The 13479-nt window shown below is 55.5% G+C and carries 12 protein-coding genes; 7 read left to right on the forward strand and 5 right to left on the reverse strand.

Annotated features, from left to right (window positions below):
• Positions 1–72 precede the first annotated feature (72 nt).
• From M8006_RS00680 to tatC, 4 genes are all read left to right on the forward strand, one after another.
• Positions 73–438 carry a phosphoribosyl-ATP diphosphatase gene (locus M8006_RS00680; protein ID WP_250079028.1) on the forward strand — a complete coding sequence of 122 codons (366 nt, stop codon included), beginning with the start codon at positions 73–75 and terminating at the stop codon, positions 436–438.
• An 81-nt stretch (positions 439–519) separates the two neighbouring features.
• Entirely contained in the window at positions 520–792 is a 273-nt protein-coding gene (gene tatA, locus M8006_RS00685; protein WP_250079031.1) for a Sec-independent protein translocase subunit TatA, read from the forward strand.
• 3 nt (positions 793–795) lie between these two features.
• Positions 796–1260: a Sec-independent protein translocase protein TatB gene (gene tatB / locus M8006_RS00690; RefSeq protein ID WP_250079032.1), complete on the forward strand. Its 465-nt coding sequence runs from the start codon at positions 796–798 to the stop codon at positions 1258–1260.
• Entirely contained in the window at positions 1257–2042 is a 786-nt protein-coding gene (tatC, locus tag M8006_RS00695) for a twin-arginine translocase subunit TatC (RefSeq protein ID WP_250079035.1), read from the forward strand. The genes tatB and tatC overlap by 4 nt, the downstream gene beginning before the upstream one ends.
• A gap of 73 nt (positions 2043–2115) precedes the next feature.
• Here the strand turns inward: tatC and elbB are convergent, their stop codons facing one another.
• Positions 2116–2775 (reverse strand): isoprenoid biosynthesis glyoxalase ElbB, encoded by a 660-nt coding sequence (gene elbB / locus M8006_RS00700; protein WP_250079037.1) that lies wholly within the window; start codon positions 2773–2775, stop codon positions 2116–2118.
• Positions 2776–3021: 246 nt separating this feature from the next.
• Here elbB and hemB point away from each other — a divergent pair, with 246 nt between their 5' ends.
• Positions 3022–4029, forward strand: a complete 1008-nt coding sequence (hemB, locus tag M8006_RS00705; protein WP_250079038.1) for a porphobilinogen synthase — start codon at positions 3022–3024, stop codon at positions 4027–4029.
• A gap of 308 nt (positions 4030–4337) precedes the next feature.
• Here the strand turns inward: hemB and M8006_RS00710 are convergent, their stop codons facing one another.
• Positions 4338–5264, reverse strand: a complete 927-nt coding sequence (locus M8006_RS00710) for a transposase (protein WP_250079040.1) — start codon at positions 5262–5264, stop codon at positions 4338–4340.
• A gap of 189 nt (positions 5265–5453) precedes the next feature.
• Between M8006_RS00710 and ppk1 the strand changes: the two genes are divergently transcribed.
• Complete coding sequence (gene ppk1, locus M8006_RS00715; protein ID WP_250079044.1) at positions 5454–7646, forward strand: polyphosphate kinase 1; 2193 nt, start codon at positions 5454–5456, stop codon at positions 7644–7646.
• Between the two features lie 85 nt (positions 7647–7731).
• On the opposite strand, the gene metE is transcribed toward ppk1, so the two are convergent.
• Positions 7732–10029, reverse strand: coding sequence for a 5-methyltetrahydropteroyltriglutamate--homocysteine S-methyltransferase (gene metE / locus M8006_RS00720; protein WP_250079046.1), 2298 nt, complete (start codon positions 10027–10029; stop codon positions 7732–7734).
• A gap of 100 nt (positions 10030–10129) precedes the next feature.
• On the opposite strand from metE, the gene M8006_RS00725 reads away from it, so the two are divergent.
• On the forward strand, positions 10130–11068 hold the full coding sequence (locus M8006_RS00725; RefSeq protein WP_250079048.1) for a LysR family transcriptional regulator: 939 nt from the start codon (positions 10130–10132) through the stop codon (positions 11066–11068).
• Here M8006_RS00725 and M8006_RS00730 read toward each other — a convergent pair.
• A complete protein-coding gene (locus tag M8006_RS00730; RefSeq protein ID WP_250079524.1) occupies positions 11031–12638 on the reverse strand; it encodes an ATP-binding protein in 1608 nt (535 codons plus the stop codon). The genes M8006_RS00725 and M8006_RS00730 overlap by 38 nt on opposite strands.
• A gap of 27 nt (positions 12639–12665) precedes the next feature.
• The gene (locus tag M8006_RS00735) at positions 12666–13424 is read right to left on the reverse strand and encodes a winged helix-turn-helix domain-containing protein (protein ID WP_284046874.1); all 759 of its coding nucleotides are present in this window, start codon (positions 13422–13424) and stop codon (positions 12666–12668) included.
• Positions 13425–13479 lie beyond the last annotated feature (55 nt).

Below are 13479 nucleotides of genomic sequence, written 5' to 3' on the forward strand. Positions count from 1 at the left end.
GGATATTGACGAAGGGCTAGTAACGACGAGCTAGTAATGAAGAGCTATTGACAAAGAACACGGACTGACAAGATGACAAATACGGCACCATCTAATACATCGCCGGCAACGGATACCGTGCTTGAAGCGCTCGCCGACGTTCTCAAGCAGCGGCGTAATGCCGCACCGGAAGACTCTTACGTCGCGTCCTTGCACCATAAGGGATTGAACAAGATACTCGAGAAAGTCGGTGAGGAAGCGACCGAAACATTACTCGCTGCCAAAGACGCCGACGGTGGCGATGACACGAAACACCAAGCGCTTATCGCTGAAACGGCCGATCTATGGTTTCATACGCTTGTGATGCTCTCTCACTTGGGGATGAATCACCAAGATGTACTCGATGAACTGGCACGTCGCTTTGGAGTATCGGGCCACGATGAAAAGGCGGCGCGTTAACACAGGTAAAAAAGCTCTCTTAAAAAGCACTTTTAAATAGCGCAAGATTCCCTTGTCGCTCACAAAAACGAGGACACGCATATGTTAGGTGGTATCAGTATTTGGCAGCTGCTGATTGTTCTGGGGATCATCATCCTGATTTTCGGCACCAAAAAATTGCGCAACGTGGGCACTGACTTGGGCGGTGCGGTAAAAGGCTTTAAGAAAGCTATACACGAAGAAGAAAAAGAGGGTGAAAACAAAGACGCAGACGCCGACAAGCCGCAGGCAAAAGTCAGCCACGAAGAGGCTGGCAACACCTATGACGTTCAGGCAGAAGAAAAAAAGGCTGAACAAAGCGACGAGCGCCAATAAACCATGCTGGATATCGGCTTTCTTGAACTGTTGATCATCGCGGTGGTAGGGCTTTTAGTGCTCGGCCCCGAGCGTTTGCCGCGTGCAGCGCGAACGGCAGGGCTATGGGTTGGCAAGATCAAGCGCACGGTATCGGGCATGCAGCGCGAAATCAGCTCTCAGCTTGAGGCCGAAGAGCTAAGGCAGAAACTGAACGATCAACAGAAATCGCTCGATGATAGCCTCAAAAAGGCCAAACAGGACGTTGAAAGCCTAGCTGAGGCGCCGCCTGCCTCTCAAAAGGAGGAGAAAAACCTAGCGGACGCCACGGCGCGGTTAGATGATGCGCTGAACACCGTGCGGGAAGACACCCCGTCCGAGGCGCCGAAAACGCCCTCGTCAAGTCAGCCGGAAGAGGCTCAACAGGGCGCTTCTCAAAGGGGTCAATCTCAAAAAGCCCAATCTCAAAAGGACGAAGAACAGCGATGAGCAGTGGCGACTCTCAGGAGCAGAACGCGCAAAAACAGGCCCCTTTGATTGAGCACTTGGTTGAACTGCGATCACGCCTTATGCGCTCGGTCGTGGTGGTGCTGGTCATTTTTCTCGCCTTGTACTCGTTTGCCAATGACATCTACACCTTTGTGGCACAGCCGCTAATGGCACTGCTGCCGGAAGGCTCGCAGATGATCGCGACTGAAGTGGCTTCGCCCTTTTTAGCCCCGTTTAAGCTGACACTCGTCGTGGCTGTGTTTATTGCAGTACCGTTTATCCTTCACCAGGCGTGGGCGTTTGTGGCTCCTGGGCTTTACGATAACGAAAAAGCCTTAGCGATTCCGATTCTAGCCTCAAGCGTGGGGCTTTTTTATGCCGGTGCTGCGTTTGCCTACTACGCGGTATTTCCGTTGCTGTTTGCGTTTTTCACCCAAACCGGGCCGCAAGACATCACCATAATGACCGATATCAATCAGTACCTGAACTTCGTACTGAAACTCTTTTTTGCCTTTGGCGTTGCGTTTGAAATCCCCATTGCCACATTCTTACTGGTGCTTTCCGGCGCCGCCACCGTCGAGAGCCTTGCCAAAAAACGGCCTTACATTATTTTGGGCTGCTTTGTGGTGGGGATGCTGCTCACCCCGCCCGATGTGGTATCGCAGAGCTTACTCGCCGTACCGATGTACCTGCTTTACGAGGTTGGTCTGTTGTTTGGTCGCTTAGTGCGGCGTAAGCGCCGCGAAGACGCTGAAAAAAGTGCCGACGCCGAAGACTCGTAACCGTACAGCGCACTAAAAACCTCCGCCATACACAGCGGAGGTCTTGCGTTATGCTCGACGCAAACGTGATCGCTTAGCCCATCATTTCATCAATACGATCCACCAACTTAAAAATGCCGGTCGCCGCTTCACTGATGCGCGTGGCGAGCATATAGGCTGGCGTAGAGACAACGCGGTTCTCAAAATCCACCACAATCTCGTCTACCCCGCAGCTGCGGTGCAGGCCGCCCATGGCGCTGATGGCGCCAGATACGCCGGGGTCATGACCTACCGTCACGGCAATGCCTTCACCTAGTAAGCGAGGGGCCATCACTGGCGAGATACACATCAAGCCAATGGGTTTAGCATCCTCGCGAAAACCCGCCAATGCCTCTTTCAGCGGTTCGATGACGTTCATGGCATCGCCAGCAGTCGCGAAGTCTGAGAGGTTTTTTGCCACCCCAAAACCACCGGGAACAATAACCGCATCGAAGGCGTCGGCATCTAACTCGCTAAGCGGGCTGATGTCACCGCGTGCCAGCCGCGCGGCTTCTTCCAACACGTTACGAGTTTGCCCCTCGGCCACGTCGTGGGTCGCATGGTTAATCACGTGGTGCTGTTCCATATCCGGCGCGAAGCAGCGATAGCCAATGCCAAGCTGATCTAAGCGAAGGAGCGTAAGCGTGGTTTCATAAATTTCCGAGCCGTCAAAGACGCCACAGCCGGCCAAAATCACCGCTACCTGTCTGGTCATGCTATTCCCCTTTTTTCAATTCAGTACTATTGCAGAGTACGATTTCTCAGTACGGTTTCTTGGTAGGCATTCTCAATACGGCTTGCCTATTGCGCTTCACTTTATGCAGTTTGCCAAATCTCCACAAGGCAGCTCTCACCGCACACCTTCCCCCATCTTATTCTCTCTACATGTTCTCCCCTACATAGGGCCTGATATACTCACTGAAAGCGACAACCTACTTTGATGATAGCGAGGAGAAAACCCTTGAGTACCCCGACCCCGCGACACTTCCCGGCTACGCGTATGCGGCGCATGCGCCGTGATGATTTCTCCCGCCGCCTAATGCAGGAAAACACCCTGACACCGTCGGACCTCATCTTGCCGGTCTTTGTCTTAGAAGGCGAAAACCAGCGCGAAGCCGTTCCTTCTATGCCCGGCGTTGAGCGTCTTTCGTTGGACCTTTTGATTGAGCAGGCACGCGAAGCATTCGCGCTTGGCATTCCGGCGCTAGCGCTTTTTCCAGTAGTCGGTCCTGCGCTGAAATCGGAGTTTGCCGAAGAGGCCTACAACGCAGGCGGTTTGGTGCAGCGTAGCGTTCGTGCGCTAAAACAAGCGCTCCCCGAGCTTGGCGTCATCACTGACGTAGCGCTTGACCCCTATACCAGCCACGGCCAGGACGGCATCATCGACGAGCACGGCTATGTGTTGAATGACCGCACCGTCGATACGCTACTCAAACAAGCGCTCTCCCACGCGGAAGCCGGTGCTGACGTCGTGGCACCCTCGGATATGATGGATGGGCGTATCAGCGCGATTCGTCAGGTACTTGAGCAAGAACACCTGCACAACGTCAAAATCATGGCCTACAGCGCCAAGTATGCCTCGCACTATTACGGCCCCTTCCGCGATGCGGTAGGCTCAGCGGGCAACTTGGGTAAAGCGGATAAGCGCACCTATCAGATGGACCCGGCAAACAGTGATGAGGCCCTGCACGAGGTCGCGCTGGACCTCGCCGAAGGCGCCGATATGGTGATGGTAAAGCCGGGTATGCCCTACCTTGACGTGGTACGCCAGGTCAAAACCGAGCTTCACGCGCCCACCTTCGCCTATCAGGTAAGCGGCGAGTACGCCATGCACCGCGCCGCTTTCGATAATGGCTGGCTGGACGGCGATAGCGTCATACTTGAGTCACTAATGTGTTTTAAACGTGCGGGGGCCGACGGTATTTTAACCTATTTTGCACTTGATGCTGCGCGCTTGCTGCGTGCTTAGCGTTAGCGCATTTTATTGATCTCGCTCAGCGCAATGGTTCGGACAGTTTCATGACGCGATAGCGCCGTAGTGGCACATCTGCTCAAAGTCGGGCCGGGATTTTATGCGATTGAAGACCAGACCCAAGTAGAAAGAAAAGCGTTCGAGCAGGTGTGCGTTGGCTTTCCGGGTTCTCCAGCGGGCGATAGAAATCACTCGCCTGTCGCCTGACTGATGCTGCCGATCTTCAAGCTTGAGCAGGTTAAGCGCGGTCATTGACGCGTTGAAATGAAAGTGTAGCGCTTTTTCCTTGCGTGCCTGGCAGTCGTTCAGCCCCAGAAACTGCTTGCCTCGCGAAACAGGAACTCAATCTGAAAACGCGCCTTGTCGTACGTCACTAATGTCATGGCGTCCAGCGACGTATCCGTCGAAAACAGCAAGGCGGTTTTCACCTTGCCGCCACAACGCTTGACTAAATACACCACCCGTAGATCGCGTTTGAAATGCGCGCTGTTCACAATCACGGTATACGCCTGCGTCTCGTTCATGTTGCCGGCAAGCGTCCATCGGCTCATGTCATCAACGCTGACTTTTCCATCATAACGGCGCTTTCGCCCCCGGGGTTTCTGTTCTCCCTGATACAGCCAACGCAGGTTGGCGTCATGACGCAGCTTACCGATCTGATGCAACCCCAGTGCCACGACGCCCTGGAGATAGCGGGTTTTACTGTAATAGCCATCCGCCACGAGATAACGCACCTGGGGCGGTAGTGAGGCACGATCTTGCTGGAGGTGATGAAGATAGCTATCCACTCGCGACAATTCACTCTCAGAGCGATCTATCGTTTGTCGTGTAGAGAGGTGATACGCCGTATTTTCCGTCACGTTCACCACGGCGAGCGTGGATATTTCCAGCCCCTTTTCGGCCCTGCCTGTGCCGCCGCTGTAGAACTTGCCTAGCCCCTCGGTATGTCGGCCGCTTTTTGGAATGAAGCGGCAATCCATGGCGGCGATGAGCGTGTTAGCCGTCTCTTCACTGAGTGTCAGCAAACTCAAGCGATTGAACTCGGTAAAATCAAAATCACGCCGATACCACCGTGAAAAGGTCTTCTCATGATAGTCACTGTAACGGCTGAGGTTGCGAAAATTGACGCGGCCTCTCAAGCACATCAGCAAGGGAAGCAAGGCGAGCATAAATCGCCGCTGAGGCTTTTTGAGACTGGACATCTGCTGCAAGACCGTATTGACTATTTCCATGAAAGCCTGTGCTCGAGTCGTGGTGTTGTCAGAGACCCTATTATCTGAGCATCAGGCTTTCTTTAAAACTTTCCGAACCATTGTCAGCGCATCACCCAAATATGACAACGGGGTGACACCCTTTTGTCATCTTTATCCGCCATACTGAAAGCATTACCTTATGTATTTGTCTTTCGAGAAGGAGCGGTAATGGACTCTCAAGCCTCAGACACATTCCTCAAACACGGGGCCGACCAAGGCGTGACCGAAGGCGAAGCGCCGTCGCTACGCGTTAACCGCACGCCAACGGGCGTGCAAGCACGGGACAACCCAGCCGAAACCGATCTCGACGACCCACAGCTTTACTTCAATCGCGAGCTTTCCCACTTACAGTTCAACATTCGTGTGTTGGAGCAGGCGCTAGACGAAGCGCATCCGCTGCTCAACCGGCTGATGTTTTTACTGATTTTCTCGTCCAACATGGATGAATTCTTTGAGATTCGCGTCGCGGGTCTCAAGCACCAGATCGCGCTGGGCGATGACACCACCGGCGCAGATGGCCGCTTGCCCAAGGCCGTGCTGGGCGAAATTGCCCGCATCGCTCATGAGCAAATCACCCGCCAGTACCAGATTCTCAACGACATCCTTCTGCCCGAACTAGAAGCACTAGGGCTGCGGTTTCGTCGGCGCAATCAGTGGACCGAGGCACAAAAAAAGTGGGTGCGCGCATTTTTCAATGACGAAATTATGCCCGTGATTAGCCCGATCGGGCTTGATCCTTCACATCCGTTCCCACGTTTGGTCAACAAAAGTCTTAACTTTATCGTCGAGCTAGAAGGCAAGGATGCGTTCGGCCGTGCCGGCGGCATGGCCATTTTGCCCGCGCCACGTTCGCTGCCGCGCCTGATAGCGCTACCTAAGGAGCTTAGCGAAGACGGGTTCTCGGAGTACGTTTTTCTGTCGTCGATGATCCATGCTCACGCCGAAGAGCTCTTTCCTGGCATGCGCGTGCGCGGCTGCTACCAGTTTCGCTTAACGCGTAACGCCGATATGACCGTCGACCCGGAAGAAGTGTCTGATCTCGCCTCGGCGCTACGTGGCGAGCTGTTGGCACGCCGATACGGCAGTGGCGTGCGTCTTGAAGTCGCTAATAACTGCCCTGATGACCTCATCAACTTTCTTTTGCGCCAGTTCAGCCTCGAAGCTGAGGATCTCTATCGCGTTGAGGGGCCGGTAAATCTCACCCGCATGATGGCCGTGCTTGGGGATGTTGATCGCCCCGAGTTGCTCTATCGTCCTTTTATACCCGGCATACCCAAAGCACTTCGCAGCGGTAGCCTTTTCGATGCGATTCGTAAAAGCGATCTATTACTCCACCACCCTTTTCAGTCGTTCTCGCCGGTCGAAGACCTGCTCAGCGAGGCCGCGCGCGATCCAGATGTACTGGCCATCAAGCAAACACTCTACCGCACTGGCGCCGACTCACCCATCGTCAGCGCCTTAGTGGATGCTGCAAGGCAGGGCAAAGAAGTCACGGTGGTGATTGAGCTGCGCGCACGCTTTGATGAAGCCGATAACCTGCAGCTCGCTTCACGCCTACAGGAAGCCGGTGCCATTGTGATTTACGGCGTCATGGCCTACAAAACCCACGCCAAAATGCTGCATATCGTGCGTCGGGAAAAGGGCGAACTGCGCCACTATGCCCATCTAGGCACCGGCAACTATCACTCTAAAACGGCCAAGCTCTACACCGACTACAGCTTGTTTACCGCTAACGAAGCATTGTGTGCCGATGTACACCGGGTATTTCAGCAGCTTTCAGGGATGGGTCGCGCGCGAAGAATCGACACGCTGCTCCATGCGCCTTTTACCCTTCACGAACGGCTCACCGAAATGATCGAGCGCGAGGCGCACAACGCACGCAAAGGCAAACGCGCGCATATCATCATCAAGTGCAACTCGCTGACCGAACCTAGGCTGATCAAATCGCTCTACCGCGCGTCGCAAGCAGGCGTGGAGTGCGACCTGATTATTCGCGGCATGTGCTGTTTAAAGCCGGGCCTGGAAGGAATTTCTGACAACATTCGCGTGCGTTCGATTATTGGCCGTTTTTTGGAGCACACGCGCGTTTTTCACTTCCATAACGACGGCAAGCCTGAAATTTGGTGCTCTAGCGCCGACTTCATGTCGCGTAACATGTTCCACCGGGTAGAGACCTGCTTTCCGCTACTGGACAAAAAGCTCGCCACACGGGTGCGCAAGGATCTGGAAACCTACTTAGTGGATAACTGCCAGAGCTGGTTGCTGCAGCCTGATGGCCGTTATCGTAAACAAGATGCTGGCGACAGTGCCCCCATCAGCGCACAAGAAACGCTGCTTTACGCTTACGCCACCAAAAGCTAAGTGGCTCTCGACCCAACACGCTTTACCCTACTGCCACCGACAACGCCCCGCACTTTAGCGGGGCGTTGACTTTCCTGGGCAGGCGTTACGCGTAGCGTTTACGCAGTGCTTTCGCCGCGTCCACCATGTTGGCAAGCGCCGGCTCAACCTCCTCCCAACGGCGAGTTTTGAGCCCGCAGTCCGGGTTTACCCACAGCCGCTCGGCGGGAATTTTCTCTAGCGCTTTCTCCATCAGGCTAACCATCCATGCCTCATCCGGGGTATTGGGGGTGTGGATATCATAAACCCCGGGGCCGATTTCATTAGGATAAGCAAAGTCTTGAAATGCTTCCAAAAGCTCCATATCCGAACGCGAGGTTTCAATGGTGATCACATCGGCATCCAACGCTGCAATCGCGCCTATGATGTCGTTAAACTCTGAATAGCACATGTGAGTATGAATTTGGGTAGCGTCTTCCACGCCGGCCACGCTTAGCTGAAAACTCTCGACCGCCCAGTTTAAGTACGCTTGCCACTGGCTTTGGCGTAACGGCAAGCCTTCTCGAAGCGCTGGCTCGTCAACTTGAATTACGTTAATACCGGCGTTTTCGAGGTCGGCGACTTCATCCCGAAGCGCCAGAGCGATCTGCTTGCAGGTCGTTTCTCGCGGCTGATCATCGCGCACAAACGACCACTGCAAAATCGTCACCGGCCCGGTCAGCATGCCTTTCATAGGTTTATCGGTAAGCGATTGCGCATACTCACTCCAACGCACCGTCATCGCTTTCGGGCGCGAGACATCGCCGACGATAATCGGGGGTTTTACGCAGCGTGAACCGTAACTTTGCACCCAGCCAAAGCGAGTAAAGGCAAAACCATCGAGCTGCTCGCCGAAGTACTCCACCATATCGTTACGCTCAGCTTCACCGTGTACCAACACATCAATATCCAGCGCTTCTTGGCGTGCCACCGCGTAGGCGATTTCTTCGCGCATCTTGGCTTCGTACGCATCGAGATTGAGTTCGGCATTTTTATACGCCCGGCGCGTTGCGCGTATCGCGTTTGTCTGCGGAAACGAGCCAATCGTGGTGGTAGGAAAAAGCGGCAGCGCCAATTCATGCCGCTGCGCCAACGCGCGCTCGGCATAGGGCGAGGTGCGCTGGCTATCCGCCGAGCCAACCTGGGCTAAGCGCGCTTTAACAACGCCACGATGAATACGGGTTGAAGACCGGCGTGCATCCAGTGCCTGCGTGGCAGCGGCTAAACGCGCTCCGTCTTCGCCCGTGGCACGGCCGTCGAGAAGCCGCGTAAGCGTCACCACTTCACTGAGCTTTTGGCGTGCAAACGCAAGCCAACTTGTCAATTCCTCACCCAGTTCGGTTTCGGCGTCCAGATCCACCGGCACGTGCAATAGCGAGCAGCTTGGCGCCAGCCACAGGCGGTTGCCCAAGCGCACTTTCAACGGCATCAAGCGCTCACGCAGCACGGCCAGATCCGCGCGCCAGACGTTACGTCCATCGATCATGCCGATAGAAAGCACCTGGTGCGGGCTTAACCGATCAATCACACGCTCAAGCTGCTCCGGCGCGCGCACGGCGTCTACGTGTAACCCCGCCACCGGCAGCCGCGTGGCAACCGATAGGTTATCGCCGAGGCCACCGAAGTAGCTCGCTACCATTAACTTCACCGGCGCGGCTTGCAAGCGATGATAGGCGCGTTCATACGCCTGCTGCCAAGCGAGCGGCAAATCTTGCACCAGCGCTGGCTCATCCAACTGTACCCACTCAACGCCTTGTTTCGCCAAGCGATTCAACACTTCCACGTAAACATCTAACACGCCCTCCAAAAGCGTCAGGCGATCAAACGCATCTCCTTTCGCCTTCCCCAGCCACAGCCAGGTCAACGGGCCGGTAAGCGTGACTTTCGGCGTGAAACCTGCCGCTTGCGCTTCATCGACTTCCTCAAAAAGACGCTCACAAGCCAGCGCGAAATGCTGCTCCTGATGTAGCTCAGGGACCAGGTAGTGGTAATTGGTATCGAAATACTTGGTCATCTCGCACGCCGCAGCAGGCTCGCCGCTCGGCGCCCGACCGCGAGCCATACGAAATGCGGTATCAAGGTCAATATCACCACGTGCTATCTCGTCGTTGGCATTAAAACGTTCAGGCACCGCCCCTAATAGCACGGAGACGTTTAACACCTGATCATAAAAGGCGAAATCACCGACGCTGACATAGTCGAGCCCGGCGTCAAACTGCGCTTGCCAATGCGCTTGACGCAGCGTTTGGCCTTTTATTTCTAGCGCCTCACGGGATAGTTCACCGGCCCAATAGGCCTCGGTGGCTTTTTTTAATTCGCGCCTAGCGCCGATACGTGGATAGCCAAGAATATGAGAAACTGTCATGATAATTGCTCGTTAACGTGAATGATTTTGCACAGTCTGAGCTTCGGCTTAAAGTGAATCAAACTAATATTTCTAATACACAACATGAAATAACATCACCATGATTGAGCTTCGCCACCTCCGCACCCTCCTTGCGCTGCGCGAAACCGGTTCGCTAGTGGAAGCCGCTGAACGCGTCCACCTTACGCAGTCGGCGCTATCGCACCAGCTAAAAGACCTGGAAAGCCGGGTAGAGAGCCCGCTTTTTGTGCGCAAAACCCGCCCGGTCGAGTTCACTCGCGCCGGCTTGCGCCTGCTCACGCTCGCCGATCACGTACTTCCCGAAGTGCGTGGCGCCGAGCGCGATATTGCCCGACTCACCGGCAGCGAGCAGGGGCGCTTGCACATGGCGATCGAGTGTCATAGCTGCTTTCAATGGCTAATGCCAACGGTGGATTATTTTCGCGATCACTGGCCGGAAGTGGAGATCGACATTCCCAGCGGCCATCACTTCGACCCACTCCCGGCGCTTGCCCGCGAACAGCTTGACCTGGTCATCACCGCTGACCCGCAGCCGCTTGAAGGGGTGCACTATGCGCCGCTATTTCGCTACGAGGGGCTTTTGGCGGTTTCCCGCCAGCACCCCTTTGCACAGAGAAGCGCCATCACCCCGCAAGAACTCGCGGGGGAAACCCTGATCACGTACCCGGTAGAGCAGTCACGGCTGGATGTGTTTACCCATTTTTTAAACCCGGCCAACGTGCGACCGAAAGAGATTCGTACCGCCGAGCTCACCATTATGATGATGCAGCTGGTGGCGAGCGGCCGCGGTGTGTGCGCGCTACCTAACTGGGCGTTAACCGAATATTTAGAGCGCGCCTACGTGAGCGCGGTAAAGCTGGGGGAAGACGGTGTATGGAACACGCTTTACGCCGCTATTCGGGAGGAGAGTCTTGAGGCACCTTGGATGCAGGACTTTTTACGCACCGCGCGCGAGACCTCGTTTGCGGTGCTTTCAGGCATTAAGCCCGCGATTCGCGACGCGGAATCAGCAGAGTAAAGCGCGCACCGCCCAGTGTGGGGCTGATATCCACGGTCACGCTGCCACCGTGGCCAGACATGATTTTATGCACGATCGAAAGCCCGAGCCCATAGCCGCCGGAGCTGCGCGTGCGGCTATCATCCAAGCGGGCAAAAGGCTTAAACACATCACCACGCGATTCTACAGGCACGCCGGGGCCGTCGTCTTCGACGTCAATACGCACGAGGTTCGGCTCATCCCAAAGGCGCACTTCTACCTGGGAGTGACCGTAGTGGCAGGCGTTGCTCACCAAGTTTTGCAGCGCACGCTGTAAATAGCGCGGCTCGGCCAGAAGCTCAACATCAGGCCCAGGCACAAGCCTTAGCGTTAAGCCCTCATGCAGCGGCGACAGCGCGTCGATCACCCGCTCGCTCATAGCGCGGCAATCAACGAGCGACATTTCCATTTCCGCGCCATTGATGGTTTCACCCCCTAAGCGGGCATAGGTAAGAATCTCATCCACCAGCGTATCGAGTTCGGCGATATCGGCGTCAATGCCTTGCAGTTGTCGGCGAATAGCGGGCTGCTCGGTCATGTCCTCGACCATCTGTACGGCAAAGCGAATCCGCGCCACTGGCGTGCGCAGCTCGTGCGATACCGCGCGGATCATCTCTTGCTGGCCGCGCAGAAGCGACTGTACTTGGTTGGCCATACCGTTAAAGGCCATCCCCACGCGACCCAGAAAATCACCGCTTTCCACCTTGACGCGAGTTTCCAAACGCCCGCTAGCGATCCGTGTCGCCGCGAGCTCAAGACGTGCCATGCGCGCTTCAATACTGCGCATAATCAGATAAATCACCAGCGTCAGCACGACCATCACCCCGATGAGCAGCGGCAGGTGCAGGTTAAGTGGCAGCAGGTCACTGCGCCGCATCGGTCCGGCTTCTAGCCACTGCGAGGCGTGCTCGCCGGTGCGAGGCAGGGCAATAAGAAGGGACACGTCAAATTTCTCGCCGCTTAGACGCGTCACAATTTGTCCTTGAGCAAGCTGAGCGCGCTGCGTTGCCGTCAGCCCCTCGGGGGGTGAATCCCGCAGGTGCAACGGCCAGCTACCACTATCCAAACCATCAAGCTGTGTCTTGCGCTCGGGGGGCGGTATCGTTGCTAGCTGCTCGGCGGCCAACGCAAGGCTTGCGTGCCACTGCTGATCGCGCCACTCGGCAACCGTTGCGTGGATCAACCAAGGGGAATCATCGAGGCGCTTGCGCAGCCGCCAAGGCGATTTCTCCACCAGCACTTTACCCCGCTCAAGGCGGGCACGCTCGAAGTAGCTCAGATCCGCCTCAGCCAGCGGCGTTAGCGCTAGCGAGATGCCAAAGCGTTCGGCCAATACCGCCATGTGTTTTTCGCGCTGGCGAGGGGACAGTGGCGAAAGCTCTTCAACCAACAGCGACATGGGGAGCGAGACAAGCTGCTCGTGATACGCCTCTTGACGTATTTTCTCAATTAGCATCCGCCCACCAAGCGCCATCATAAAAAGCACCAATAGCACCAAGCCAAGAAGCAGATAAAAACGCAAAAAAGAGCTATGGTTTAGCACCCAACGCATCGCGTTCATACTTCGCTCAAGGCAACATTAGCTGTCTTTAACAAATAAGTAGCCTTTACTACGCACGGTTTTGATCCGGTGGGGCTGATTCGGATCATCGCCAATTTTGGGTCGAATCCGCGACACCCGCACGTCGATTGAGCGATCTTGACCGTCGTACTTAATGCCACGTAAATCGCTAAAAATCTCTTCCCGGGTGAGCACGCGGCCAGCATTGCTGGCCAATAGCCACAACAGATCGAACTCAGCGCTGGTTAGGTCAATACGCTCACCGGATAACCACGCTTCACGGGTCGCATTATCGATATCTAAGTTTTCAAACGCTAAGCGCATCTCCCCGCTGGGGGCTGGGCCATCCGCACGGCGCAAAAGCGCCCGCATACGTGCGAGCAACACCCGCGGTTGCACCGGTTTTGGTACGTAATCGTCTGCCCCCATTTCTAGCCCCAGCACCTGATCTAAATCATCGGTGCGCGCGGTCATCATCATGATCGGGCCGGCAAAATTCGGCCGGACACGACGGCAAATCGCCAGGCCGTCTTCGCCGGGCAACATCAAATCCAGAATCACCAAATCAGGCTGCAAGGTTAAAATACGATCAACCCCTTTAGAGCCGTCAGCCTCTAACGTGACCTGAAACCCGTTGGCTTCTAAGTAGTCACGCGTGAGCTCTGCCAGGCGCTGGTCATCTTCAATAATTAAAATGTGATCCTGATCAGGGTAATCAGGCATCGTCGGCTCTTGGGCTCCAAGCGCTTCAAACTGTTTTTCTAAATGATCGACCATGCGTCTTCGTTGCTCCGCTTTAGTACGCGCTTCTCCCGCTCCCCTGGATTGAGAC

It is taken from the genome of Halomonas llamarensis, assembly GCF_023555005.1.
Taxonomy (GTDB): Bacteria; Pseudomonadota; Gammaproteobacteria; order Pseudomonadales; family Halomonadaceae; genus Vreelandella; species Vreelandella llamarensis.